This is a genomic window from Acidimicrobiales bacterium, from assembly GCA_016794585.1.
GTDB lineage: Bacteria > Actinomycetota > Acidimicrobiia > Acidimicrobiales > DATDAH01 > JAEUJM01.
Genome location: JAEUJM010000013.1, coordinates 281,561 through 308,075 on the forward strand (window position 1 = coordinate 281,561; position 26,515 = coordinate 308,075).

Annotated in this window: 18 protein-coding genes; 17 read left to right on the forward strand and 1 reads right to left on the reverse strand. The window is 72.6% G+C overall.

Annotation, left to right across the window (positions count from 1 at the left end; genetic code table 11):
* Positions 1-2,936: 2,936 nt before the first annotated feature.
* Positions 2,937-4,481: a glycosyltransferase gene (locus tag JNK12_06990; GenBank protein MBL8775656.1), complete on the reverse strand. Its 1,545-nt coding sequence runs from the start codon at positions 4,479-4,481 to the stop codon at positions 2,937-2,939.
* 20 nt (positions 4,482-4,501) lie between these two features.
* Here JNK12_06990 and JNK12_06995 point away from each other — a divergent pair, with 20 nt between their 5' ends.
* The 17 genes from JNK12_06995 to JNK12_07075 all read left to right on the forward strand — a co-directional run bounded on the left by JNK12_06995 (position 4,502) and on the right by JNK12_07075 (position 26,514).
* Positions 4,502-5,692 (forward strand): glycosyltransferase family 4 protein, encoded by a 1,191-nt coding sequence (locus JNK12_06995; GenBank protein ID MBL8775657.1) that lies wholly within the window; start codon positions 4,502-4,504, stop codon positions 5,690-5,692.
* A 247-nt stretch (positions 5,693-5,939) separates the two neighbouring features.
* Positions 5,940-6,983 carry a lytic murein transglycosylase gene (locus JNK12_07000; protein ID MBL8775658.1) on the forward strand — a complete coding sequence of 348 codons (1,044 nt, stop codon included), beginning with the start codon at positions 5,940-5,942 and terminating at the stop codon, positions 6,981-6,983.
* A gap of 153 nt (positions 6,984-7,136) precedes the next feature.
* Complete coding sequence (locus tag JNK12_07005; protein MBL8775659.1) at positions 7,137-8,849, forward strand: ABC transporter substrate-binding protein; 1,713 nt, start codon at positions 7,137-7,139, stop codon at positions 8,847-8,849.
* Between the two features lie 39 nt (positions 8,850-8,888).
* Positions 8,889-9,827 (forward strand): ABC transporter permease, encoded by a 939-nt coding sequence (locus JNK12_07010; GenBank protein ID MBL8775660.1) that lies wholly within the window; start codon positions 8,889-8,891, stop codon positions 9,825-9,827.
* Positions 9,808-10,830: an ABC transporter permease gene (locus JNK12_07015; GenBank protein MBL8775661.1), complete on the forward strand. Its 1,023-nt coding sequence runs from the start codon at positions 9,808-9,810 to the stop codon at positions 10,828-10,830. Before JNK12_07010 ends, JNK12_07015 begins: the two co-directional genes overlap by 20 nt.
* Complete coding sequence (locus JNK12_07020) at positions 10,830-11,963, forward strand: ABC transporter ATP-binding protein (protein MBL8775662.1); 1,134 nt, start codon at positions 10,830-10,832, stop codon at positions 11,961-11,963. Before JNK12_07015 ends, JNK12_07020 begins: the two co-directional genes overlap by 1 nt.
* Positions 11,963-13,012 (forward strand): ATP-binding cassette domain-containing protein, encoded by a 1,050-nt coding sequence (locus tag JNK12_07025; protein MBL8775663.1) that lies wholly within the window; start codon positions 11,963-11,965, stop codon positions 13,010-13,012. Before JNK12_07020 ends, JNK12_07025 begins: the two co-directional genes overlap by 1 nt.
* 65 nt (positions 13,013-13,077) lie before the next feature.
* Entirely contained in the window at positions 13,078-14,790 is a 1,713-nt protein-coding gene (locus JNK12_07030; protein ID MBL8775664.1) for an ABC transporter substrate-binding protein, read from the forward strand.
* An 86-nt stretch (positions 14,791-14,876) separates the two neighbouring features.
* Entirely contained in the window at positions 14,877-15,335 is a 459-nt protein-coding gene (locus JNK12_07035; protein MBL8775665.1) for a peptidylprolyl isomerase, read from the forward strand.
* A complete protein-coding gene (locus JNK12_07040) occupies positions 15,332-17,026 on the forward strand; it encodes an acyl-CoA synthetase (GenBank protein MBL8775666.1) in 1,695 nt (564 codons plus the stop codon). The genes JNK12_07035 and JNK12_07040 overlap by 4 nt, the downstream gene beginning before the upstream one ends.
* A 161-nt stretch (positions 17,027-17,187) precedes the next feature.
* Positions 17,188-17,952 carry a DNA-3-methyladenine glycosylase 2 family protein gene (locus JNK12_07045; GenBank protein MBL8775667.1) on the forward strand — a complete coding sequence of 255 codons (765 nt, stop codon included), beginning with the start codon at positions 17,188-17,190 and terminating at the stop codon, positions 17,950-17,952.
* Positions 17,953-18,030: 78 nt separating this feature from the next.
* On the forward strand, positions 18,031-18,252 hold the full coding sequence (locus JNK12_07050; GenBank protein MBL8775668.1) for a hypothetical protein: 222 nt from the start codon (positions 18,031-18,033) through the stop codon (positions 18,250-18,252).
* Between the two features lie 76 nt (positions 18,253-18,328).
* Entirely contained in the window at positions 18,329-19,618 is a 1,290-nt protein-coding gene (locus tag JNK12_07055) for a glycosyltransferase family 39 protein (GenBank protein MBL8775669.1), read from the forward strand.
* Complete coding sequence (locus JNK12_07060) at positions 19,615-23,886, forward strand: DUF3367 domain-containing protein (protein MBL8775670.1); 4,272 nt, start codon at positions 19,615-19,617, stop codon at positions 23,884-23,886. The genes JNK12_07055 and JNK12_07060 overlap by 4 nt, the downstream gene beginning before the upstream one ends.
* Positions 23,883-25,334: a glycosyltransferase family 39 protein gene (locus JNK12_07065; protein MBL8775671.1), complete on the forward strand. Its 1,452-nt coding sequence runs from the start codon at positions 23,883-23,885 to the stop codon at positions 25,332-25,334. The genes JNK12_07060 and JNK12_07065 overlap by 4 nt, the downstream gene beginning before the upstream one ends.
* Positions 25,331-26,095: a glycosyltransferase family 2 protein gene (locus JNK12_07070; GenBank protein MBL8775672.1), complete on the forward strand. Its 765-nt coding sequence runs from the start codon at positions 25,331-25,333 to the stop codon at positions 26,093-26,095. Before JNK12_07065 ends, JNK12_07070 begins: the two co-directional genes overlap by 4 nt.
* Positions 26,092-26,514 (forward strand): DUF2304 domain-containing protein, encoded by a 423-nt coding sequence (locus JNK12_07075; GenBank protein ID MBL8775673.1) that lies wholly within the window; start codon positions 26,092-26,094, stop codon positions 26,512-26,514. Before JNK12_07070 ends, JNK12_07075 begins: the two co-directional genes overlap by 4 nt.
* Position 26,515 lies beyond the last annotated feature (1 nt).

Below are 26,515 nucleotides of genomic sequence, written 5' to 3' on the forward strand. Positions count from 1 at the left end.
GGTCGCTCTTCCGCTCGCCGCCGGCCTCGCCCACAGCAGCACCCGCCTCGCGGTCTGGGCTCGGCGGGCCTGGGAGCGGGGCGACCGACGGACCCCGGTGTGGGCCCGGCCGGTGGCCGCCGGCATGGCCCTCGTCCTGCTCGGCGTGGCCGCGTTCCCGGTGATCTCCGGGCGGGTCGCGACCCTCGGCTCCTTCGAGGACGTGCCGGGGTACTGGCGGGAGACCGCGGACTGGCTCAACGAGAACAGCGACGGCGAGCGCACCCTCGTGCTCCCCGGCGCGTCGTTCGGTGAGTACGAGTGGGGCCGCACCTTCAACGAGCCCCTCCAGCCCCTCGCCGACGATCCGTGGGCGGTCCGGGACCTCATCCCGCTCGGCTCGGTCGGCGCCGTCCGTCTGCTCGACGGGGTGGAGGACCTCCTGACCACCGGCACCCGGTCGCCGGCGCTCGCCCCCTACCTCGCGCGCGCGGGCGTCCGGTACGTCGTCGTGCGCAACGACCTCGACGTGCGACGCGTCACGGCGCCCCGCCCGCAGATCGTGCGCTCCGTCCTGGCCGACACCCCCGGGATCGAGCGGGTGGCCGCCTTCGGGCCCGAGGTCGAGCCGCTCGCCCTCACGACCCGCCTCGTGCCCGACGTGTCCACCGCCGCCACCGAGACGCTCCAGGCCGTCGAGGTGTACGAGGTGACCCCGGAGACGGCGCGGATCACGACCTACCCGACCGACGGCACCCAGGTCGTCAGCGGCGGGCCCGAGGCCCTGCTCCCGGTCCAGGAGGCCGACACGCTCGAGGGGCGGGCCACGGTGCTCTCCGGCGACGAGCGCGACCCGCTGGGCGACGACGACCGCTGGGTGCTCACCGACGACCTCGGTCACCGCGACGTCAACTTCGGCCGCGTGCACACGAACGCGTCCTACGTGCTGACGCCGGACGAGGAGTCGCCGAACACGGGGCGGCGCCCCCACGACCGCCTCGTCGTACCGGGCATCGAGCACCAGACCACGGCCCGCAACCGCGGCGCCGCCGAGATCTCCGCGTCGTCGTACGCCCTCGGACTCGCCCGCCTCCCCGAGGCCCAACCCTTCGCCGCCTTCGACGGCGACCCCGCCACGGTCTGGCGCCCGTCGCGCACGGGCAGCGCCGTCGGCCAGTGGGTCGAGCTCCGCCTCGACGAACCCATCGACGTCGAGAGCATCGGCGTCGAGATCCCGCCCGCGCGCGTGGGTCGCGGTCGGGTGTCCCGGGTGCTCGTGACCACCGACGCCGGCCGACGCGAGAGCAACCTCGCCGCGAGCGCAGGCGCCAACGGGGTCTCGCTCCCCCCTGGCGAGACGCGCACGATCCGCCTCACCGTCACCGACGTGCAGGGCGGCACCAACGCCCTCGAAGGGCCGGGCATCAGCGAGGTCACCATCCCGGGTCTCGAGGTCCAACGACCGCTGGTCACGCCCGCGGACCGCCCCGAGGCCCTCGAGGGCTCGGAGGCGCCGCTGATCGTGCTCGAGCGCGACCGCGCCGACCCGTTCGACCTGACCCGCCACGACGAGGAGGTGGGCATGCGGCGCGTGATCCGCCTCCCCGAAGGGGCCACGTTCAACCTGTCGGGCACCGCCGCACCCGTCGCGGGCGACGGCCTCGTCCGCCTGGTCGACTCCCTCGGCACCGCCGGCGAGCTCGACATCGTCACTACCTCGACCTGGGGTGGCCTGCCCAACTTCTCGGCTCGCCGCCTCATCGACGGCGACCCCGACACGTCCTGGATCTCCGACCCTTCCAACCCGGTGCCGAGCGTGACGCTGCGCTGGGACGAGCCGCGGACCCTCGACGAGGTGCGCCTGACCGCCACCGGGCCGCCCACCGAGCAACCCAGCGAGCTTCGCCTCGAGAGCCCCGCCGGGGACCGCGACGTCGTGATCGGCGGAGCCGGCGGAGGCGGGTTCCGACCGCTCACCACCGACGAGGTGACCATCACGTTCCCCACGTCGGTGGATCCCCTCTCCAACGCGACCCGGGCGGTGGGGCTCGCCGAGCTGCGTTTTCCCGCCCTCGACGACCTGGCGCGGCCCACGCTCGACGCCGACGCGGCCTTCACCCGCCCGTGTGGGGAGGGCCCGCAGGTGACCATCGACGAACAGGTCGTAGAGACGTCGCTGTCCGGCACGGTCCGCGACCTGCTGGAGGCCAACCCCCTCGAGCTCGAGGCCTGCGGCGCACCAGTCGCACTCGGCACCGGCCGCCACGAGCTCGACGCGCCACGGGACGACCTGTTCGACCCCGCCCGCCTCGTCCTCGAAGCCCCCACCGAAGCGGACACCGCCGCCTTCGACGTGACCGCGGCGACCGCCGACGGCCCCACGCGCGTGGTGGCCGAGGATGAGTGGGGCCGGGTCCGGCGCTCCGTGGTCGTGGCCCCGGGCGAGGAGGTGTACCTCACCGTGGCCGAGAACTTCAACGAGGGGTGGTCGGCCACGCTGGGCGGCCGGGACCTCGAGCCCGTGCGCATCGACGGGTGGCGCCAGGGGTGGGTCGTGCCCGAGGGCGAGGGCGGGACGGTGACGATGGAGTTCGCCCCGGACCGGGCCTACCAGGTCGGCCTGGCCCTCGGCGCGGTCTTCGTGGTGGTGCTCTTCCTGCTCGCGTTCGTCCGGTCCCGGCCGGGCCGCGCCCGACCCGCCGTCGACGGGCGCACCCTGCCGCCCCTGGTGGTCGTCCTGCTGGCGCTCGGTGCCGCTTTCGTGCTCGGAGGGCCCCTCGCACTGTTCGTGCCGCTCCTGCTCCTGCTCCCGGGCCGGGACGACTCGCTCCCGTTCCTCGCCGCGCTCGCCTATCTGGGCGCCGGCGTCCTCGTGGCCGTCAATGCCGGTCCGGGCGGAAACGCCTTCGGGGCCGCCACCCAGATCCTGGCGGTCGAGGCCATCGCGGCCGTGGTGATCAGCCTGGTCCCGCCGACCTGGCCGCCCCTGCCGTGGTTGCGGTCGCCGGCCGAGGCCGACGAGCGACCAGCAGCACCGACAGACCGAACGGAAGCGGCACCAGGCGCAGCAGCCAGCGCTCCACCGTCGTGAGCGCAACGAGCACGCGGTTGACCGACGGGCTCACGAAGCTCGCCTCCTCCTGATCGCCCCGCACGAGCAACTTGAGCGGCGTCTTCCTCAGCAGGAACGCCAGTGGGGCAAGCCAGGAGTGGAAGTATGTCACGCGGAGACATTCCAGGCCGGCGTCCTCGGCCACCCGTCGCAGACGGGGGGCGGTGTAGCGGCGGCGGTGGCCGAGGGTCACGTCGTGGTCGCTCCACGCCCATTCGTAGGCCGGCACGGCCAGGAGCAGCACACCCCCCGGGCGCACGACCCGGCCGAGCTCGACGAGGGCGGCGACGTCGTCGTCGAGGTGCTCGAGCACGTCGAGGCTCGTGAGCAACCCGGCGCCGGCGTCGGGGAACGGGAGGTGCTCGGCGGTCGCCAGCACCGGGCCGGCCCCGGGCCCCACGAGGGTGGCCGCCCGCTCCGCGGCCAGCAGGCTGAGGTCCGTTCCGACGACCCGCCCGTAGCGGGCGGCCAACGCCTCGAGCACGGCCCCCGTCCCGCACCCCACGTCGATGGCGAGACCACCGCGGTCGGCGCCCGCCCGCGCCGCCTCCTGGAGCACCAGGGAGCGCTTCGCCCGGAACCACCAGTGGTCGCGCTCGGTGTCCGCCATCACCGCGTACTTCTCGGGGGCCATGGCCGTGGCCTCGTGGTCCCCCGGGGGCAGGTGGCGGGGGCGGCTCGGACCGAGGGCCCGGCGGATGCGCACGGCGTCGACGAACGACCGGGCCCCGCTGCCCATGCCGACCCGACTGCCCTCGACGTGCCCCCACGCGATGGGCATCTCCGCCACCGTGAGGCCGGCCTGACGGGCCCGAGCCAACACCTCGATGTCGAACGCGAACCCTTGGGTGCGCAGCGGACTGAACACCGTGCGGCCGGCGGCCGCGGTGAAGCCCTTGAGCCCGCACTGCGTGTCCTTGCTGTCGGTGAGGCCGAGTCCGCGCAGGAACCCGTTGTACGCACGACCCATCGCGACCCGGTGACGGGGTGCGGCGACGGTGATCACGCTGTCGGGGTGCGAGCGCGTGGCCACGACGACGTCGTCGGGCCCCGCCTCCACCCGCCGGAAGCAGGCCTCGATGTCGGCGGTGTCGGTCGCCAGGTCGGCGTCGGCGAACGCGACGCTCGCGCCCTGCGCCGCCAGCACCCCGGCGCGCACCGCCGCGCCCTTGCCCTGGTTCACCCCGAGCTCGAGCACGCTGACGGTGAGCCCCAACTCGCCCGCCACGGACTTCGCGATGGCCGGGGTGTCGTCGTCGCTGCCGTCGTCGACCAGGAGCACCTCGGTCGACGGGTCGTTCAGCCCCGACGCCGCCAGGGCCGCCAGCGTGGACCCGATGCGGGACGCCTCGCGGTACATCGGGATCACGAGGGTGCGGGCCGGGGGCATGCCTCGGCGATAGTAGAAGAGTGACCGACCCCCAGCCTGGCTCCTCTGAGCGCCTCGCCGTCCTCGCCGAGTCCGGCGACATGCGCCGCGTCCACCTCGTGGCCTGGCGCGACCGCGAGGATCCCGAGGGCGGCGGGTCCGAGGAGCACGCCGCGCAGCTCGCCCGCCACTGGGCCGACGCCGGGCTCGAGGTCACCCTGCACACCGGGCGGGTGGCGGGCCTGCCCGGCACCACGAACCGGGAGGGCTACCGGGTGGTCCGCGGTGGCGGGCACCTGAGCGTGTTCCCGCGCACGATCCAATGGGAGTGGAGCGGCCGGGCCGGGCCACGCGACGGCCTGCTCGACATCTTCCACGGCGTGCCCTTCTTCTCCCCGCTGTGGGCCCGCGGGCCCCGTGTCGGCTTCGTCCACCACGTCCACCTCGGCACGTGGTCCCACCGCATGCCTCCCGGCATGGCGCAGGTGGGCTACCTCCAGGAGCGGGTCGCCGTGCCGCTGGTCTACCGCCGGGCCACGCTGGTCACCCCGTCGCGCTCCACCCGCCAGGAGCTCGTGGAGAAGCTCGGGATGCGCCACGCCGACATCCGGGTCGCCCCCAACGGCGTCGACGAGCGGTTCCGGCCCGGCGGCGAGCGCTCGCCCACACCGCTCGTGCTCGCGGTCGGCCGCCTGGTCCCCCACAAGGGCTTCGACGTCGCGCTGCGCGCCATCGCCCGGTGCCGGCCATCGCGACCCGACCTGCGTTGCGTGGTCGTGGGGGACGGACCGGCACGTGGCGATCTCGAGCGGCTCGCCCACGAACTGGGCATGGACGACTGGATCGAGTTCCGGGGACGGGTCGACGACGACGCCCTGGTCGCCGCGTACCAGGAGGCGTGGGTGGTGGCCAACGCCTCGCTGCAGGAGGGGTGGGGCCTCACCCTCACCGAGGCCGGTGCGTGTGCGACCCCTGCGGTGGCGACACGCATCCCCGGTCACACCGAGGCGGTCGACGACGGCAACGGAGGCCTGCTCGTCGACGGCGAGCAGGAGATGGCCGCGGCGATCGGACGCGTGCTCGACGATCCCGACCTCCGCGCCGCGTTGAGCACCGGGGCCCGTCGCCACGCCGCCCAGTTCACCTGGGCCGCCAGCGCCGAGACCGTGCTCCGAGCGCTCGTGGACGACGCCCACAAGCGCCGCCGCGGCCACCCGACCCACCGGGCCTGAACCCACCGGGGTCGCCGAGCGATCGCCACCGCCTCAAGGCCGGGGGTGCGCGGGCCGACGGGAGGGGGTCGGCGACGGTGCCTCGCACCTCGCCCCCGTCCTTCCCGCCCACCACGAAGAGCCCGTCCTGCGCCGCCACCGCACCCGCCTGCTCGCCACGGCCCTCACCGTCGCGACGACCGTCACCTCCCTCACGCGCGGGGCGGCCGCCCAGGAGGACCCGGGGAGCGACGCGTCGCCCGTCGCCATGGAGATCTCACCGGCGCTGGCCGACGTGCCCGTGGTGAGCGGGGAGTTCCTGGCCCTCGACGCCGCCCTCCAGGCCGCCCGGGCCACGCGCGAGCGGGCCACCGCCGATCTGGCCGAGCTCCGTCCGGCGAAGGCCCAGCTCGAGGAGCGGGTCGTCCGGGCCCACGCCGCCCACCATCGGGCGACCAAGCGCCTGGCCTACATCGAAGCTGCCATCGACGCACTGGCGGTGGCGAGCTACACCGGGAGCGGCGCGCCCCCGGTCCCCCTCCTCGACCCGGCCGAGGCCAACGCCCGCCAGCAGCGCGCGGTGCTCACCGAGACCGTGAGCGACGCCCAGGTCGAGGATCGGGACGTGGCCGCGGCCGAGCGCGACAGCGCCATCCGGGAGGTCGGCCTCAGCGAGGCCCTCCTGGCCAACGTGATCGGGCGCATCGAGGAGGCGACGGCCCTCGAGGCCCAGGCTGCCCGGGACGAGATCGAGCTCGCTCCCCGCGTCGCCGCCGCCCGCGTGCTCGCGCCGGTGCAGGGGGTCGACTTCCCCCTGGTGGCGCTCGACGCGTACTACCGCGGCGCCCAGACCCTCGCCGCCGAGGACCCTGCCTGCGGGGTGCGCTGGTGGGCGCTCGCCGGCATCTCCCGGGTCGAGGGCCGCCACGGCACCTACGGCGGCGCACAGCTCGAGGCCGACGGCGACGTCACCCGCCACATCATCGGCATCCCCCTCCCGGCCATCGGTGAGACGGACGGGGGCCTGCTCGACGGCGACCCGACGGTCGACCACGCCGTGGGGCCCATGCAGTTCATCCCGTCGACCTGGGCGCGCTGGGGCCGCGACGGCAACGGCGACGGCGTGGCCAACCCGCAGAACCTGTACGACGCCGCGCTCTCCGCCGCCGCCTACCTGTGCGCGAGCGGCCCCGGCCTGGACGGCGACGCCGGCCTGCGGCGGGCCTACTTCAGCTACAACCACTCGGACGCGTACGTCGCCCAGGTGCTCGGCCACGCCCGCGAGTACCAGCAGTCCGTCCCGCTGGACTGAGCACGACCGGGTGGGGGTGCGGGCGAAGGCGGCCTGCGTCCGCGGCTCGCCGCAAGCCTGCTACGTTGCGCGGTCTCGGCTGTGTCGACCGTCACAGTGCACGAACCGGGTTATGGTCCCGGGCGCCGTACCAACGAACCCAGGGGGGACATCGTGTTGATCCGCTCGACGCACTGGCGTCGTCTGCTTGCCCTACTCGTCGCCGTGCTGCTCGTGGGCGCGGCCTGTGGTGGAGGCGGTGACGACGGCGACGGCGGCGACGACAGCGCCGCCAACGTGGCCACCAGCACGACCAACCCCGACGCCAACGCCGAGCCCGTCACCGGCGGCACGCTCCGCTACGGCATCGAGGCCGACACGTCGTCTCCCTGGACCCCCGCCAACATGGTGTGCGCCATCTCGTGCCACATGATCGCCCACTCCATCTACGACCCGCTGACACTGGCCAACGCCGACGGCGAGGTGCAGCCCAACCTGCTCGAGTCGTTCGACCACAACGACGACTACTCGGTGTGGACGCTGGTGGCCCGCGAAGGCATCACCTTCCACGACGGCACCCCGTTCGACGCCGACGCCATCGCCTTCAACATCGAGGCCGACAAGGCCAGCCCGCTCACGGGCAAGGCCTTCGCCTACATCGACACCGTCGAGTCCGACGGCGACATGACCGTCACGGTCACCGCCAAGGGCCCCTGGGTGTCGTTCCCCGCCTTCCTGACCGGCCAACTCGGCTACCAGGCCTCCCCCACCTGGCTCCAGGCGGTCGAAGCTGGCACCGCCCAGGCCGACGAGCCCGTCGGCACCGGCGCCTTCGTGTTCGAGTCCTACGAGCCGGGCGGCGTGTTCGCCGCCACGGCCAACCCCGACTACTGGCGCACCGACGCCGAAGGTCGGCCCCTGCCCTACCTCGACGCCATCGAGTACGTGATCCAGGAGCAGGACCAGACCCGCTTCAATTCGCTGGTCTCGGGTGAGACGAACATCATGCACACCTCCAACGGCGACACCACGAACCGCATCGCCACCGAGGTCGAGAACGGCACCGTCGAGGCCGACCAGATCACCAACAACCTCGAGACCGGCTACGTCCTGTTGAACGTGGGCGACGAGAGCCTGCCCACCAGCGACGTCCGCGTGCGCCAGGCCCTGGCCTACGGCTTCGACTACGAGACCCGGCTCCAGGCCCGCTCGGGTGGCGTGCCCGAGATCGCCAACGGCCCGTTCCCCCCGGGGACCCCCGGCTACCTCGAGGACACCGGTTTCCCGACCTACGACCCCGACAAGGCGCGTGAGCTCGTCGAGGAGTACGAGGCCGAGAACGGCCCCATCGAGATCGCCTACAAGACCACCACCGACGAGTTCAACCTCGTCACCGCCCAGCTCTACCAGCAGTTCTGGGAGGACATCGGCATCGACGTCACCCTCGACCAGATCCAGCAGGGATCGTTCATCGGCCTCGCCCTCACCGGCGACTTCGAGGCCTTCGGCTGGCGCAACCACGCCGGCTTCGACCCCGACCAGCAGAACATCTGGTGGAACTCCGAGAACGGCAACCCGCCGCCGGACTTCGGCCTGAACTTCGGCCGCATCCGCGACGACGTCATCGACGAGAACCTCGACATCATCCGCACCAACCCGGATGCCGCGGCCCGTACCGAGGCGGCCGAAGCCATCAACCGCCGCTTCGCGGAGCAGGTGTACAACATCTGGTTCGAGTGGCCCATCTGGACCATCGGGCACAGCCCCACGGTGCACAACGTGCTGGGCGGCATCACCGAGGAGGGCGACCCCGTCCTCGACGTGCTGGGCATCGGCGGCGCCCACCAGGTCAGCCAGATCTGGATCGACGAGTCGTCCGGGAACTGAGCGACCGGAGGTGAGGAGCGAGCGAGCAGGAGTGGACCCATGCGCTACGTAGGCGCGAAGGCGGTGCAACTGGTGGCGGTGCTGTTGATCGTCACGTTCCTCACCTTCATGCTCATCAACCTGCTCCCCGGAGGCCCCGAAGCCGCCATCCTCGGCTTCGGGGCCGACGAGGAGTCGATCGCCGCCCTCCAGGAGGACCTGAACCTCGACGACCCCATCCCCGTGCGCTACGTGCGGTGGCTGGGCGACGCGGTCCAGGGAGACCTGGGAGAGTCCTACGTCAACGGGTCATCGGTGTCCGAGCTCCTGTCGGCCCGCCTCCCGGTGACCATCTCGCTGATGGTCTACGCCATGTTCCTGGCCCTGCTGGTGGCCGTGCCCCTCGGTATCGCCACCGCCTGGAAGGCCGACACCGCCTTCGACAAGATCACGGGCACGGTCAGCTTCGGGCTCCTGTCGGTGCCCAACTTCATCATGGCCACCCTGCTCGTCTACCTCTTCGCCATCAACCTCGACTGGTTCCCGGCCACGGTGAAGGAGGGCGAGGAGAACCCCTACACGTTGTTCCTCCCGGCGCTCTCGCTCGCCCTCGGCCAGATCGCCGTGTTCCTGCGCCTCCTGCGCACCGACATGATCGCCACGTTGCAGGAGGACTACATCGGCGTGGCCAAGGCCAAGGGCATGACCAACCGGCGCATCCTGTTCCGCCACGCCTTCCGGCCCTCGAGCTTCTCGCTGCTCACCGTCGCGGCCATCACCATCGGCAACCTCATCGGTGGCACGGTGATCATCGAGCAGATCTTCGCCATCAACGGCATCGGCAAGTTGATCGTCACGTCGATCTTCACCCGCGACTACCTCGTGGTGCAGGGCGTCGTGGTGATCATCGCTGCGGGGTTCGTGATCATCAACTTCGCGGTCGACCTGATCTACGCCCTCCTGGACCCGAGGATCCGCCATGCCCGCGCCATCGCCTGAGCCCCACGACGCCCCGTCGCTCTCCGAGCGCCCGGGTGCCGACCTGATCACCGAGGCCGCCGGCGAGCTGCGCTTCGACGCGGTCACGGCCGACGTCACCGCGGACGAGGCCCGCGGCCAGCTCCAGGAGCGCAAGCTCGGCGTCGGCTTCTGGATCGCCGCGGCCTGGCTGGGGTTCCTCACCACCCTCGCGGTGCTGGCGCCCTGGCTGCCGTTCATCGAGGACCCCAACGACATCGACGCGCTGGCCCTGCGCCAACCGCCGGCCTGGCAGGAGGGCGGCAGCTGGAACGGCTCGCTCTCGTCCACGTTCCACCTCCTCGGGGCGGACGACCTCGGCCGCGACCTCCTCGCCCGGGTGGTCTGGGGGGCGAGGGTCTCGTTGTTCATCGGCGTCGCCGCCGTCGTCCTCGGCTTCCTCATCGGCGGCACGATCGGGCTGACCGCGGGCTACTTCCGAGGCCGGTTCGAGAAGATCTTCATGTCGGCGATGGACATCATGTTGGCCTTCCCTGCGCTGATCCTGGCCCTGGCCATCGTGACCTTCCTCAGCGAGCCCGGATCGCAGGACGCCAGCCTGGGCACCATCACCCTCACGCTGACCATCCTCGCCATCCCCGCGCTGGCCCGCATCACGCGGGCCAGCACGCTCACCTTCGCCCAACGCGAGTTCGTGCAGGCGGCCCGCACGCTCGGCGCCAAGAACGGGCGCATCATCATCCGCGAGATCCTGCCCAACGTCATCCCGCCGATGGTCTCGTTCTCGCTCATCGCGGTGGCCATCGTCATCGTGGCCGAAGGGGGGCTCAGCTTCCTCGGCCTCAGCGTCTCGGCCCCCACCGCAACCTGGGGGAACATGATCAACGAGGGCCGTACGGCCCTCGAGATCGCCCCGTGGATCGCCTTCGTGCCCTGCCTCGTCATGTTCTTCACCCTGCTGGCCCTCAACTACGCCGGCGACCAACTGCGGCGACGCTTCGACGTGAAGGAGGTGCGCCTCTGATGGCCCGCAAGAAGGTCGTCCTCACCAGCCCCTCCGCCGCCGGCGACCGACGCGACGGCCCGCTCCTCGAGGTCGAGGACCTGCGCACCCACTTCCTCACCCCGGCCGGTCCGGTGCGGGCCGTGGACGGAGTGAGCTTCACCCTCCAGCGGGGCGAGACCCTGGGCGTCGTGGGCGAGTCCGGATCGGGCAAGACCGTCCTGTCCCGGTCGATCATGGGCCTGCTCCCCTCCCGCAACGTCGTGCGCCAGGGGGCGATCCGCTACCAGGGCCACTCCATCTCGGACTACACCCAGGACCAGATGCGCAGCGTCTGGGGCACCGAGATGGGCATGATCTTCCAGGACCCGATGACCTCGCTGAACCCGGTCATGAAGATCGGCAACCAGATCACCGAATCGCTCCGCTACCACCTCGACATGGACAAGGGCGAGGCGCGGGAGACCGCGGTCGCGCTGCTCACCTCGGTGGGCATCCCCGAGCCCGCCCAGCGCTTCGACGAGTACCCCCACCAGCTCTCCGGAGGCATGCGCCAGCGGGTGATGATCGCGGTGTCCCTCGCCTGCGGCCCCCGCCTGCTCTTCGCCGACGAGCCCACCACGGCCCTCGACGTCACGGTGCAGGCCCAGATCCTCGACCTGCTCCAGGCCCAGCAGACCGAGCGCCACATGGCCATCATCCTGGTGACCCACGACCTCGGCGTCGTCGCCGGGCGCACCAACCACATCGCGGTCATGTACGCCGGGAAGGTGGTCGAGAAGGCCCCCACCAGCGTGCTGTTCTCCGAGATGCGCATGCCCTACACGGAGGCGCTGCTCAACTCGATCCCGAAGCTCGAGGACCGCAGCCACACGCGGCTGCGCATCATCGGCGGCCGCCCACCCGATCTCATCAACCCGCCCAAGGGCTGCAACTTCAGCCCGCGCTGCCCCTACGCCCAGCCCAAGTGCCACGAGGAGGAGCCCCCGCTGGTGCCCGCCGAGACCCCCGGCCACGAGTACGCCTGCTGGTTCCCCGTCGGCACCCCCGAGGGACGCAAGGCCCTGGCCGACAACGTGGAGGCCGGCGTCCCCGCCGCGCTGCTCGCCACCGGCGGCGGCGACGCCTCCGTGCTCGACCAGGTGGGCGCCTGATGGCCGGCAGCGGGACCGCCCACCTCCGCTCGCCCGGCGACGCCCTGCTGCGGGTCGAGCACCTGCTCGTCGAGTTCCCCGTCGGCCGCTCGGGGCTCAAGGTCAACGCCGTCACCGACCTGAGCCTCGACATCGCCGAGGGCGAGACGGTCGGCCTCGTCGGCGAGTCGGGCTGCGGCAAGTCCACCACCGGGCGGGCCATCATGCAGTTCCCCAAGCCGACCGGCGGCTCGGTGCTCTTCGACGGCACCGAGCTCACCTCCCTCACCGGCGAGCAGCTGCGCCGCACCCGCACGCAGATGCAGATGATCTTCCAGGACCCGATCTCGTCGCTGAACCCCCGGCGCACGATCGGCGAGATCGTGGGCGAGCCCCTCACCATCTGGAAGCGGGGCACGCCCGCGGAGCGCGAGGCACGCGTCGACGAGGTCCTCGACGCGGTCGGCCTCGACCCGGCGGTGGCCAAGCCGAAGCGCCCCCACGAGTTCTCCGGTGGCCAGTGCCAGCGCATCGCCATCGCCCGCGCCCTCGTGCTCGAGCCGAAGATGGTCATCTGCGACGAGCCCGTCTCGGCCCTCGACGTGTCGGTCCAGGCCCAGATCCTGAACCTCCTCGAGGACATGAAGAAGCGCTACCAGCTCACGCTGGTGTTCATCGCCCACGACCTCGCCGTCGTCAAGAACGTGAGCGACCGGGTGGCGGTCATGTACCTCGGCAAGATGTGCGAGGTGGCCCCGCCCGACCGCCTCTACGCGGCGCCCGCCCATCCGTACACGGACGCGCTGCTCAACTCCATCCCGGTCCCCGACCCCACCCGACTCCCCGACCCGGCGGGGCGGCTCCAGGGCGAGATCCCCTCACCGGTCACCCCGCCGAGCGGCTGTCGCTTCCGCACCCGGTGCCCACTGGCACAGGCGCGCTGTGCCGAGGAGGAGCCGCAGATGCGCAAGGTCGAGGGCGACCACTACGTGGCCTGCCACTTCCCCCTCGTCGACGTCCCGGGCGGTGCGGACGCCGACGAGGCCGTGCCCGTGGGCACACCCGCATGACCGTCCCCACCCCCTGAGCACCCCCTTTCGCCCTGCTTTCGCCGACCGCCAGGAGACTCATCGCCGTGTCGACCACCACTCGCCTCCGCCCCGCCCGGCTCCTGCCCGTGCTCTTCGCCCTCGCGCTGCTCGCGGCGGCGTGCGGAGGGAGCGGCAGCAGCAACGAGTCGTCGAGCGGGGACAACTCGTCCGACGACACGGTGGTGCTCGGCCAGACCGAGCTCGAGCCCGACACCGCCGAGCCGCAGTACGGCGGCAGCGTCACCTACGGGATCGAGGCCGACACCTCCAACCCCTGGACCCCCCAGCAGGTGCTCTGCGCCATCAGCTGCTCGGAGATCCTGCGCTCGGTGTACGACCCCATCGCCGAGATCGGCGAGGACGGCACCGTGCAGCCCGTGCTGGCCGAGTCCATCGAGCACAACGAGGACTACACCGTCTGGACGGTCAAGGTGCGTGAGGGCATCACCTTCCACGACGGCACCCCCCTCACCTCCGAGGACCTCAAGATCAACTCCGACAAGGTGAAGACCAGCCCGACGCTCGCGCTGGCGACCAAGGACCTCGAGTCCACCGAGGTCATCGACGAGTACACGATCCAGTACAACCTCAACCGACCCTGGACCTCGTTCGACTACGTGTTCACCACCCAGGTCGGCTTCGTGGCCTCCGGCGACTGGCTCGAGGCGGTCGACGCCGGCACCGCCCAGGCCGACGAGCCCGTGGGCACCGGCGCCTTCGTGTTCGAGTCCTACGAGCCGGGCGGCAGCTTCGTGGCCACCGCCAACCCGGACTACTGGCGCACCGACGCCGAGGGCCGCCAGCTCCCCTACCTCGATCAGATCGAGTTCAAGGTGCTCGAGGACGTGCAGTCCCGCCAGGCCGCCCTGGAGTCCGGCCAGATCGACCTCATGCACACCTCGAACTTCGACACCATCGCCCGGCTGCGGGGCCAAGCCGAGTCCGGCGAGATCGACCTGATCGAGAACTCGAACAACGCCGAGACCGGCTACCTGATGCTCAACGTCGGTGACCCCGAGTCCGACCTCGCCGACGTGCGCGTGCGCCGGGCCATCGCCAACGCCATCGACTACGACACCGTCAACCAGGCGCGGTCGGCGGGCATCGCCCGCATCGCCAACGGCCCGTTCCCCCCGGGCACCGAGGGCTACCTCGAGGACACCGGGTACCCGACCTACAACCCCGAGCGGGCGCGTGAGCTCGTCGACGAGTACGAGGCCGAGAACGGCCCCATCGAGCTCGGCATCCGCACCACCGGCGACCAGGCCAACCTGTTGACCGTCCAGCTCTTCCAGCAGATGCTCGACGAGGTCGGCATGGACGTGGACATCGACCAGCAGGAGCAGGGCGAGCTCGTCCTCTCGGCCGCGAAGGGCGAGTTCGAGATCTTCCTCTACCGCAACCTGTCCACCCAGGACCCCGACCAGAACAACGTGTTCTGGGGCTCCGACACCTCCGGGCCCGTGGGCTCGCTGGCCATCAACTTCGGGCGCATCGAGGACCCGGTGATCGACGAGAACCTCGACATCATCCGCGAGAGCGACGACCCCGAGGAGCGCACCGCCGCCGCCGAGGCCATCAACCGCCGCTTCGCCCGCCAGGTCTACAACGTGTGGCTCAACTGGACCGAGTGGGCCATCGCCAGCCAGCCCGACGTCCACCAGATCGCCACGGGCTACGCGCTGCCCGACGGCGGCGAGAACATGGGCATGCGCACCGGCACCCACCAGGTGTCGCAGATCTGGGTCGAGCAGTAGCCACGTAGGAGGGGACCGGCGGGCCGTTGAGTTCGGCTCCGTCGCCGGGGAGGTGCCACGATGGTCCGATGGCTACCCCCCCTGCGATGGAGATCGACCTCGACGCCGTGTACCAGGTGTCGATCAGCACCCCGAAGGGGGAGCTGCTCCTCGAGCTCGACCCCCAACTGGCGCCCACCACGGTCAACCACTTCGTGGTCAACGCCCGCAACGGCTTCTACGACGGCCTGACCTTCCACCGCGTCGTCCCCGAGTTCGTCATCCAGGGCGGTGACCCCGAGGGCACCGGCCGCGGCGGGCCCGGCTACCGCTTCGCCGACGAGCCCGTCAAGGGCGAGTACACCCTGGGTGCCGTGGCCATGGCCAACGCGGGCCCCGACACGAACGGCTCGCAGTTCTTCATCTGCATCGACGACTGCACCCGCAAGCTCCAGCCGCTCTACAACCTGTTCGGCTACGTGGTCGACGGCATCGAGGTGGCCCAGGCCGTCACCGTCGGCGACACCATGGACTCGGTGACGGTGACCCAGCGGGCACGCGACTGACCGCACCGCACGTGGAGTTCAACATCGCGGCCCTGCACGAGGCCATCGCCACCGCGGTCCCCGACCGCGAGTGCATCGTGTTCCGCGACCGGCGGCTCAGCTGGGCCGAGGTCACCGACCGCACCCGGCGGCTGGCCGCGGTGCTGGCGGCCCACGGCCTCGGCGTCCGTCGCGAGGCCGACACGACCGCGCCCTGGGAGTGCCCCCAGGACACCGTGGCGCTGTACCTCCACAACGGCAACGAGTACCTCGAGGGCATGCTCGGGGCCTACAAGGCCCGCACCGCGCCCTTCAACGTCAACTACCGCTACGTCGCCGAGGAGCTGTCCTACCTGCTCCGCGACGCTCGGCCCGGTGCCGTGCTGTTCCACGCGTCCTTCGCTCCCACGATCGCCGAGGTGCTCGGCGACCTCGACGAGACGCCGTTGCTGCTCCAGGTCGACGACGGCTCGGGCACGGCCCTGCTGCCCGGGGCGCTCGCGTACGAGACCGCCCTCGCCTCCGCCGACCCCGACCTCGACCCCGACCTCGTGGCGTCGTGGTCCCCCGACGACCGCTACGTGCTGTACACCGGCGGCACCACGGGGATGCCGAAGGGGGTGCTCTGGCGCCAGGGGGACTTCCTCCCCGCGGCCTTGGCGTTCCGGCGTCGGGACGGCGAGGAGTTCCCGAGCGTGGCCGAGGTGGTCGAGACCGCCCTCACGGGCGCCCGCCTGCGGGCGCTCCCCGCGGCGCCGTTCATGCACGGCGCCGCCCACTGGAACGCCCTCAGCGCCTGGCTGGCCGGCGGCACCATCGTCGTCCAGGACCATCCCCACCACCTCGACCCCGCCGACGTGTTCGCCACCTGCGAGCGCGAGCAGGTCACCTCGCTGCTCATCGTCGGTGACGCCTTCGCCCGTCCCCTCGTCGACGAGCTGCGGCGGCGACCGTACGACCTCGGGACCCTGCGCTTCCTGCTCACCGGCGGGGCCATCCTGAGCGCCTCGACGAAGGCCGAGATCCTCGACCTGCTCCCGGGCGTGACCATCGTCGACATCCTCGGGTCGTCCGAGTCCGGCCGCCAGGGAGTCACCTCGACCAGCGCCTCGAGCGGGGAGGGCTCCACGACGGGGCGCTTCGCCCCGACCGGCACGGCCGCCATCGTGAGCGAGGACCTGACGCAGGTGCTCGACGCCGACGACCACCGTGAGGGCTGGCTGGCCCAGCGGGGCCGGGTGCCCCTCGGCTACCTGGGCGATCCCGACAAGAGCGCCGCCACGTTCCCCACCATCGACGGCGAGCGCTACGCCGTGCCCGGGGACCGGGCCCGCTACGGCGAGGACGGGCTGATCGAGCTCTACGGCCGGGAGTCGGTCACCATCAACTCGGGTGGGGAGAAGATCTTCGCCGAGGAGGTCGAGCACGCCGTCAAGTCACATCCGCAGGTGTTCGACGCCGTGGTGGTGGGCCGCCCGAGCGAGCGTTGGGGCCAGGAGGTCGTCGCCCTCGTGCGCCTCCGCGACGGTGCGTCCGTGGACGACGACGAACTGCTCGAGGCCTGTGGGCACCACATCGCCCGCTACAAGCTCCCCAAGGCGATCCTGCGCCTCGACCACATCGAGCGCAGCCCGAGCGGCAAGGCGGACTACCGCTGGGCCACGAGGGTGGCCACGGGCGCCCCCACGAGCGCCGAGGGATCGAACCCCTGAGCGATCGGGCGCTCACGCGCACCATCACCCTCGACGCGCCGGTCGACCTCGGGCTGACTCTCTCGCCACTGCGGCGAGGGCGCTACGACCCGGCATGCCAGCTGGGCTCGGCCGGGTTCTGGCGCGCCACGCGCACGCCGGACGGGCCCGCCACCCTGGCCGTGGTCGGGCGTGACGGCCGCAGCCGCACCAACAGCGCGGTGTTCGATGCGAAGGCCTGGGGCCCGGGCGCCGATTGGGCCCTCGACCGGGCACCGGCCCTGCTGGGCGCCGCCGACGACCCCTCGTCGTTCCACACCGATCATCCGCTGATCGCCCGTCTGCACCGCCGCTTCACGGGTCTGCGCATCAGCCGCTGCAACGCGGTCTACGAGACCCTGATCCCGACGGTGCTGGAGCAGAAGGTGACGGGCTTCGAGAGCCGTCGGGCCTACCGTCAACTGATCCAGAAGCTGGGCGAAGCCGCGCCGGGACCGAGCGGACTGCTCCTGCCCCCCGACCCGGGCACGTTGGCAGGGACGCCGTACTACGACCTCCACGTGCTCGGCGTGGAGCGCAAGCGCGCCGACACCCTGCGCCGGGTGGCCGCCAACGCCCACCTCCTCGAGCGCCTGCTGGAGCGTCCCTCGATCGAGGCCCAGAACGAGCTGGCCCGGGTGCGCGGCATCGGCCCCTGGAGCGCCGGCGAGGTGGCCTTCATCGCCTTCGGCGACCCCGATGCGGTGAGCGTGGGCGACTACCACATCCCGCACCAGGTCGCCTTCGCCCTCGCCGGGGAGGAGCGGGCGACCGATGAGCGCATGCTCGAGCTCCTCGAGCCCTTCCGGGGCCACCGGGGCCGCGTGGTCCGCCTCATCACCGCGGCCCGGCTCGGCCCCGAGCGCAAGGGGCCCCGCATGGGCCCCAACGACTTCCGGGACCGCTGACGGAGTTATCCACAGGTTTCGGGGGCTATCGATGCACAGGCCGGCCGTCGTACCGTCGACGGAGGAGGACGACGGCCCATGATCCAGAGCAACCAGTCGAGCTACGAAGTGACCCTGACCGACCGCTCCGTCGAGCGCATCGACGGCGCCGATGCGTACCAGCAGGAAGGCCAGATGACCACGTTCTTCCGCCGTGACGGCGGGCGGGCGGTGGTCGACTCGTGGGCCACGCGCATCGCCAGCTTCCGCACCTCGGACATCCTCATCATCCGGCGCGCCACGGCCGAGCCCGCCGCCTGAGCACCCCTCGGACGCCCGCGCCTGCGGTTGGGGCCGGAGGGGGCCGTGGTAGGTTCTCTCGGCCCCGTCCCGCCCGGTGGCCGCCTCCCGAATGACCTCCACCGCCACCGAGACCACCGACGACGACGCGCCCCTCGGCGACGACGGCGACCGCGACCACGACGGTCCGATCACCGTCGAGGACGAGCGCGGCGAGGAGAAGCGGGCCTGGCGTCGGGCCATGGTCAAGGGCCTCTTCGCCTACGTCGTGTCGCGCATCATGGTGCTCGCCGGCACCGGCATCGTGGCCGCCCAACGGGGCGTCGACGCCAACGTCGAGGGCGTGGCCCGCCCCGAGGGCGCCCAGACCTTCATCGTCCAGGTCCTCGATTCGTGGGACGGCAACTGGTACATGGAGATCGTGCGGGGCGGCTACCCGCAGCGCATCCCCGAGAACATCACGTACTTCCAGATCGAGGCGCGGGCGGCCTTCTTCCCGCTCTACCCCGCCCTCGTGGGCCTCTTCGACCGCATCCTGCCCGGCAGCGAGGTCTTCGCCGGCATCTTCGTCAACGCCCTGTTGGGAGCGGTCGTCGTGCTCATGGTGGGCCTGCTCGCGCGCACCGTGTTCGGCATCAAGCCCGCCGAGCGGACCATGGTGTTGATGGCCATGTTCCCCGGGGCCTTCGTGCTCAGCTTCGCCTACAGCGAAGCGCTCCTGATCGCGCTCGCCGCCGCGTGCCTGCTGTTCCTGTACAAGCGCCAATGGCTGTTGGCGGGCATCTTCGCCGCCCTCGCCACCGCGACGCGCCCCAACGGCGTGGCCCTCGTGGCCGCCTGTGGGGTGGCCGCCCTCATCGCCATCTGGCAGGACCGCGAGTGGCGCTCGCTCATCGCCCCCGCGCTCGCCCCGCTCGGCTTCATCGCCTTCCAGTGGTACCTGCGGGTCCACACCGACGAGAACTGGGCCTGGTTCCGGGTGCAGACCGAGGCCTGGGCCGAGGGCACCAGCTTCGGCGCCACCGCCCTCCAGGACACGTTCGGGTTCCTCACCCATCCCCTGAACTCCCCCACCGACGTGCTCACCACCACGTCGCTGTTCGCCATGTTCGCCCTGCTCTACACGGCGTGGAAGAAGCGGCTGCCGTGGCCGATGGTCGCCTATGTGGCCGTCGTCCTGGCGCTGATGCTCATCCCCGAGACGGTCACCGCCCGGCCCCGCTTCGTCTACACCGCCTTCCCGCTCTTCCTCTCGGCCGGCGCGTGGTGGCCCGAGGACGACGAGACCAGCTGGGCCCACGACGGCTGGACGCTGCTGATCGCGCTCTGCGCCGCCGGGCTGGTGACGCTCACCGCCCTCTACGGGGTCTACGGCGCGATCCCGTGATCGCGGGCCGCCGTCGCTCCGCGCTCGAGCTCGCGGGCCTGGCGCTGCTCGCCTACGTCCCCGCCCTCACCGCCGCGCCGGGGCGCATCCCGGCGGACACCAAGCTCTACCTCTACCTCGACCCCGGGCGACAGATGGGCGACGCCCTGTGGTCGTTCGACACCCGCCAGTTCGCCGGGTGGGTCCCGCACCAGATCATCGGGTACCTCTGGCCCAGCGGGCCGTTCTACTGGCTGTTCGAGCGGGTGGGCGTGCCCGACTGGATCGCCCACCGGCTCTGGCTGGGCACCATCTTGTTCGCGGCCGGCGCCGGCCTGCGCTGGTGCGCGCGGCGCCTGGGCCTCGCCCCCACCGCCGCGCTCGTCGCCGCCGTGGTGTACCAGCTGTCGCCGTACGTGCTGCCGTACCTCTCGCGCACCTCGGTGCTGCTCCTGCCGTGGGCCGCCCTGGGGTGGCTGGTGGGGCTCACCATCGGCGCCGCCACCCGCGCGCCCACCGGTCGGTCCCCCGGACGCGACGCCGCCCTCTTCGCCCTCGTCGTCGCCACCGTCGGGGGCATCAACGCCACCGCCCTCTTGATGATCGCGCCGGTGCCGCTCCTGTGGCTGATCGACGCCGCCGCCCGTGACGTCATCTCGTGGCGGCGAGCCGGGCGCACGGTCGTCACGCTCGGCGGCCTCAGCCTGGCGGTGTCGCTGTGGTGGATGACGGCACTCGCCGTGCAGGCCCGATACGGCGCCGCCGCGCTCTCCTTCAGCGAGACCCTCGAAGCGGTCTCGTCCACCGCGGTGAGCACGGAGGTGCTGCGGGGCCTGGGGTACTGGCTCTTCTACGTCGGCGACCCGGTCACCGCGGCCACGACGGCGTCCCGGGCGTACCAGGAGAGCCCCCTCCTGCTCGCCATGGGCTTCGCCCTCGTCCTGGTGGGAGTGACCGGGCTGGTGGTGGTGCGCTGGTCCCAGCGTCGCTTCGCGGCCCTCTGCCTCGCCGCCGGGGTCCTGCTCGCCGTCGGCGCCTACCCCATCGACGACCCCTCCCCCCTCGGCTCCGCCCTGGCGGGCTCCTCCCGGTCGACCCTCGTGCTCGCACTGCGCTCGAGCACCCGTGCCGTTCCGATGGCGGTGTTCGCGCTGGCGCTCGGCGCCGGTGCGCTGGTCACCGCGTTGGCCCGCCACCGCGCCCGGCTGGGCGCGCTGGCCGGCGCCGCCGTCGTCGTGCTGGCCGTCCTGAACCTGCCGCCGGCGTGGACCGGGCGCTTCGTGGACCCCGACCTCGACCGCCCCCAGGACGTCCCGTCGTGGTGGACCGAGGCCGGCCGTGACCTCGACGCGATGCCCGACGGGTACCGCGTCCTGCAGGTCCCGGGGATGGAGTTCTCGACCTACCGGTGGGGCCACACCGTCGATCCTGTGCTTCCGGGCGTGAGCGAACGTCCGCTCGTCACCCGCGACCTCCTGCCCCTCGGCAGCCCGGCCGCGATGGACACCCTGTACGCCCTCGACGACCGCTTCCAGGCGGGCGTGGCCGAGCGGGCCGCCATCGGACCCGTGGCCCGCCTGCTCGGGGCCGACACCGTCCTGGTCACGCCCGAGACGGCCTTCGAGCGCTACCAGACCCCCCGCCCCGAGCCCACGTGGTCCCTCCTCGGCAACGGCGGCGAGGCGGCTGACGGCCTGGGGGTGCCGGTCCCCTACGGGGACGCCGCCCCCAACCTGGCGCCCACGGCCCCGGCGGCCGCGGCGATGGTCGACGAGGAGGCGCTCGCGCTCGAGGCCGAGGGCACGCTGGGCGAGGCCGTGCCCCCGCTCGCGCTGATCCCCGTCGAGGACCCCGAGCCCATCGTGCGCGCCGGCGTCGGCACCGTGGTCGTGTCCGGCAGCGGGGACGGCGTGGTCGACGCCGCCGCCGCCGGGCTCGTCGACGGCCACCGCACGATCCGTTACGCCGCCGCCACCGACGACCTGGACGCGGCCGTCGACGAGGCCGACCTGGTGGTGGCCACCGACAGCAACCGCGTGCGGGCCCGCCAGTGGCGGGGCAGCCAGGACGTCTGGGGCTTCACCGAGGACGGCGAGCACGACGGCCTGCTCGAGGAGGACGCCGCCGACCACCGCCTCGAGGTGTTCCCCGACGAGGGCGAGGCGAACGTGACCACGGCGCACCAGGTGGGGCCGCTCCGCGCAACGGCGAGCGCCTACGGCGAGCCCAACGCGTACCGCCCCGAGGTGCGGGCGGCCATGGCGATCGACGGCGACCCGGCCACGGCCTGGGTGGTCGCCGACCGGGCCGACCCGCTCGGCCAGCGCCTGCGCATCGACGCCGACGAGCCCGTGGACGCGTTCACCGTGCTCCAGGCCCGGATCCCCCACGCCTCCCGTTGGATCACCGAGGTGCGCCTCACGACGTCCTCGGGAGAGGATCGCACCATCCCCCTCACCGAGGCGTCCCGGACGGGTGAGGGCCAGCCCGTCGCCTTGGAGGCGCCCGCCGACTGGTGGCAGCTCGAGATCACCGGCACGAACGTCGCGCCTGCCGCGGCCTACCCCAACCAGGGACCCGTCGGCTTCGCCGAGGTGACGACCGCGCTCGGCCCCACCCAGGAGGTCGTCGAGCTGCCCACGGACGTGCTCGAGGCCGCCGGCCCCGACACCCCGCTCGCCCTCGTCCTGACCCGCCTGCGCACCGATCCCCTCGACCGCTGGCGGGGCGACCCCGAGCGGACGCTGACCCGTTCCTTCACCCTCGGGGCACCCCAGGAGCTGGCGGTCGCCACGACGGGACGCCTCGATCGGCGGGCGTCGGACGTCGTCCTCGCCGACCTCTTCGGGGTGCGGACCGCCACCAGCAGCGAGCACCTGGCCGGCGACCCCGCCGCCGGGGGCTGGGCCGCGGTCGACGGCGACCCCGACACCGCCTGGCTGACGCCGTTCGCCGTCGGGGCCGGGCCCACGCTGACCGTCCCCACCTCGGGGCGCCTCGGCGAGCTCGAGCTCGAGATCGCCCGCGGCAACCACGTCGCGGCCGTCTCCGAGGTCGAGCTCTCCCGGGGTGGGGTCCACGAGACCGTGCCCCTCGACCCCGCCGCCGCCGACGGGACGACCCGCATCGACCCCGGGGCGCTGGCCGACGAGGACGGGCCGCTCACCGTGACCATCACGGGCACCAAGGGCGCCACGACCGTGGACCGCCGCTACGGAGAGGTCACCCTCCTTCCCAGCGGGATCGCCGAGTTGGCGGGCCCCGGTCTGGCCGCCGACCCCCTCCCGGGGCGCCTCGACACGGGCTGTCGTGACGACCTCCTGTCGGTCGACGGCGAGCCGGTCCCCCTGCGCTTCCGGGGCACCACCGAGGCCGCGTTCGCCGGTGACCCCCTCGACGTCACCCGGTGCGGCCCCGCGGCCGGCGAGCGCCTCGCCCTCGACGCCGGCACCCACGAGGTGGCGAGCACCCCAGGCGCCACGACGGGCCTCGACGTCGACCGGGTGGTGTTGACCAACGAGGCCGCTGAGCAGGCCGTGGCCGCGCCGATCCCGGCCGCACCCGAGGTCACCGCCGAAGGCGGACGAGCCCATCAGACCGTCACCGTCGGACCCTGCCCCGAGGGCTGCTGGCTCGATCAGGGCGTGGGCTGGAACCCCGGTTGGAGCGCTACCGCCGACGGCCGGTCGCTCGGCGAGCCCGAGCTCGTCAGCGGCGGCATGAACGGGTGGTTCCTCCCCGCCTCGGATCAGCCCACCACCGTCGAGCTGCAGTGGCGACCACAACGCTGGACGTGGGGCGCCTTGGCCCTGTCCCTCGCGGCATTCGTCGCCTGCATCGTGCTCGTGGTGATCGACCGCCGCCGCCCGGCCACCGACGGCTCCCCCGCCGACGAGGACCGACCGCCCCTCGCCTGGCCGTGGGAGCGCGACCGGCGCCGCCACCACGTCGTCTGGGCCGTCGCCACCGTGACCGCGACGCTGGTGGTGGCCCCGGTGTGGGGCCTCGTCGTCCTCGCGGTCTCGCTCCCCCTCGTCTGGGTACGGCGCTCGCGTCTGGTGGCCGCAGCCGGTCTGGCGGGCCTCGCCCTCGTGACCTCGGCCGTGGTCGTGCGCCAGGCCCGCCTGGACAGCCTGGCCGGCTTCGGCTGGGTCTCCACGGTGGCCGCCGCCCACCGCCCGGCGCTTGCCATGGTGGTGCTGGTGGTCGCGGCCACCCTCCCGGGCGTCGATCGCGCGACCGCTAGCCTCCCGGGGTCCCCTTCCGAGCCAGGAGGCGAGCCCGGGTGAGCGACCGGACCGCGAGCAGCACCGTCGACGTCGACCCGTCCGACGAGGGCCACGAGCCCGGCCGTCCCGACCTCCCAGGCGTGCCGTCCGGCCGGTCCGACGAGCACGACGACCTGCCCCGAGGCCGCTTCTTCCGGTGGCTGGTGGTCATCGCCTTGGGCGCCCTCGTGGCGCGGGTGGCCTACATCCTCGTGTTCAAGCGGGACGAGCCGGCCATCGGCGATGCCATCTACTACGCCAACCAGGCCATCCGCCTCGCCGAGGGGCGGGGCTTCGTACACCCCTTCGACGGTGGCCCGGCCGCGGACCATCCGCCCCTCACCGCCCTCACCATGGCCCCCGTGGCCTGGGTGTTCGGCACCAGCCTCCTGGCCCAGCGCCTCGCGATGGCCGTGATCGGCACCCTCACGGTGGCGGGCATCGGGATCCTGGGGCGCACCGTGAGCGGCCGAGGTCGCGTCGGCCTGCTCGCCGCCGGACTCGCCGCGGTCTATCCCAACCTCTGGCTCAACGACGGCGTGGTCATGTCGGAGTCCATCGCCACCCTCACCATCGTCGGGGTGTTCCTCACGCTCTACCGGGCGCAGGGTCGCTACACGGTGGGGCGGCTCGCGGTGATCGGGGCGCTCTGCGGGGTGGCCATCCTCGCCCGGGCCGAGTCCGCCTTCCTCCTTCCCTTCGTGGTCCTGCCCACGGTCTGGTTCACGGGCGATCGCTCCCGTTGGCAGCGGCTCGGCGTGGTGGCCGTGGCCGGGGTGTGCGCCGTGGCGGTCGTCGTGCCGTGGAGCGCGTACAATATCACCCGCTTCGAGAAGCCCGTGCTGCTGTCCACCAACGACGGCCTCACCATCCTGGGCGCCAACTGCGACACCACCTACTACGGCGACGGGGTGGGGCTCTGGTCGTTCGCCTGCCCCTTCACGGTGCCGATCACCACGCCACCGCCGGTGCACGAGGGCTGCGTGCCCGAGCCCGACGACGCCTGGTCCTGCGCCGACCAGTCGGAGGTGGCGGCCGCCTTCCGCACGGCGGGCATCGACTACGTCCTCAACCACAAGCAGCGCTTCCCGATCGTGGCCGCGGCCCGTGTCGGGCGCATCTGGGGGGTCTACGCGCCCGGCCAGATGGTGGCCTACAGCGAGGGAGACCTCGCCACCACGGGCGAGGGCCGCGAGGGCTGGGCGTCGTGGTGGGGCTGGGTGATGTGGTGGGCGATGGTCCCCGCGTCGGTCTACGGCGCGGTCCTGCTGCACCGTCGAGGCCGCATGGTCCTGCCCCTGGTGATGACCGCGGTGGTCATCACCGTGACCGCGGTCGCCTTCTACGGGCTGGTGCGGTTCCGGGTCCCGGCCGAGGTGGCCGTCGTGGTCCTCGCCGCCGCCGCCCTCGATGCCGTCCTCCGGCGGCGCCGGGAGGGTCAGGAGGCCGGTAGCGTGGCGCCCTCATGACCACTCGAGGGCCGGCGGAGCTGCTGTTCATCATCCCCGCCTTCAACGAGGAGGAGGCCCTCCCCGGCGTGCTCGCGGAGCTGGCCCAGGCCTACCCGGACGCCGACGTCGTGGTCATCGACGACGGTTCGTCGGACCGCACGGCGGCGGTGGCCCGCGCCGGCGGTGCCGTCGTCCTCCAGCTCCCCTACAACCTCGGCATCGGCGGCGCCCTGCGCACCGGGTTCCGCTACGCCGTGCGCAAGGGCTACCCGCGCGGCGTGCAGTTCGACGCCGACGGCCAGCACCACCCGGACGAGGTGCCCGCCCTCCTCGCCGGGCTCGACGCCGGCGCCGACATGGTGGTCGGGAGCCGCTTCGTCGACGGCCGCCCGCCGGGCTACCACGTCGGCCGCCTCCGCAAGGCCGCCATGGGCGTCCTCACCGTGACCATGCGCCGGATCGCCGGGAAGGACTTCAGCGACACCAGCTCGGGCTTCCGGGCCTTCTCCCGGCCCGTGCTCGAGTTCTTCGCCGACACCTACCCGGCCGAGTACATGGAGTCGGTCGAGGCCCTGTTCTCGACGGTGCGGGCCGGCTACGAGGTGGTCGAGGTGCCCGTCACCATGCGCAACCGTGAGCTGGGCGCGCCGTCCAACCGCACCTGGCGCCTCGTGTACCACTACCTGCGGCTGTTCGTCGTGCTCCTCGCCGCCGCACCCCGGTCCCGTCGGCCGAGCCCGCCGCCGGCCGACAGCGCGGCGCCGGAGGCGACGGCGTGATCCTCCGGGTGGCACTGTTCCTGGGTGGAGAAGACCCGACACAGCCGGTCGACGACGTCCACGCCATGAGCATCGGCGGGCGGATCCTCGTCGCCGTCCTGACGGCCCTGACCCTGCTGTTCCTGCTGCGTCTCGTGCGCCGGGGTCAGCTGCGCGGCAAGTACGCCCTGCTCTGGCTCGGCGTCGGCGCCGCCATGGTGGGCTTCGCCATCTATCCGGACGTCCTCGTGCCCATCAGCGACGTCGTGGGCATCAGCTACGAGCCGGCCATCATCTTCATGGCCGCGATCGCCTTCCTGTTCGTGGTGATCGTGCACTTCTCCTACGAGCTCAGCCGCCTGGAGGACCGCACCCGCACCCTCGCCGAGGAGCTGGCCCTGCTCCGCGCCGAGACCCAGGAGCCCGACCCCGAGCCCTGAG

What these genes read in the sequence shown, in the direction of transcription:
- JNK12_06990 (MBL8775656.1), bottom strand. Translation starts at nt 4,481, where the DNA reads ATGCCCCCGGCCCGCACCCTCGTGATCCCGATGTACCGCGAGGCGTCC.
- JNK12_07000 (MBL8775658.1), top strand. Translation starts at nt 5,940, where the DNA reads ATGGAGATCTCACCGGCGCTGGCCGACGTGCCCGTGGTGAGCGGGGAG.
- JNK12_07010 (MBL8775660.1), top strand. Translation starts at nt 8,889, where the DNA reads ATGCGCTACGTAGGCGCGAAGGCGGTGCAACTGGTGGCGGTGCTGTTG.
- JNK12_07015 (MBL8775661.1), top strand. Translation starts at nt 9,808, where the DNA reads ATGCCCGCGCCATCGCCTGAGCCCCACGACGCCCCGTCGCTCTCCGAG.
- JNK12_07020 (MBL8775662.1), top strand. Translation starts at nt 10,830, where the DNA reads ATGGCCCGCAAGAAGGTCGTCCTCACCAGCCCCTCCGCCGCCGGCGAC.
- JNK12_07025 (MBL8775663.1), top strand. Translation starts at nt 11,963, where the DNA reads ATGGCCGGCAGCGGGACCGCCCACCTCCGCTCGCCCGGCGACGCCCTG.
- JNK12_07035 (MBL8775665.1), top strand. Translation starts at nt 14,877, where the DNA reads ATGGAGATCGACCTCGACGCCGTGTACCAGGTGTCGATCAGCACCCCG.
- JNK12_07050 (MBL8775668.1), top strand. Translation starts at nt 18,031, where the DNA reads ATGATCCAGAGCAACCAGTCGAGCTACGAAGTGACCCTGACCGACCGC.
- JNK12_07070 (MBL8775672.1), top strand. Translation starts at nt 25,331, where the DNA reads ATGACCACTCGAGGGCCGGCGGAGCTGCTGTTCATCATCCCCGCCTTC.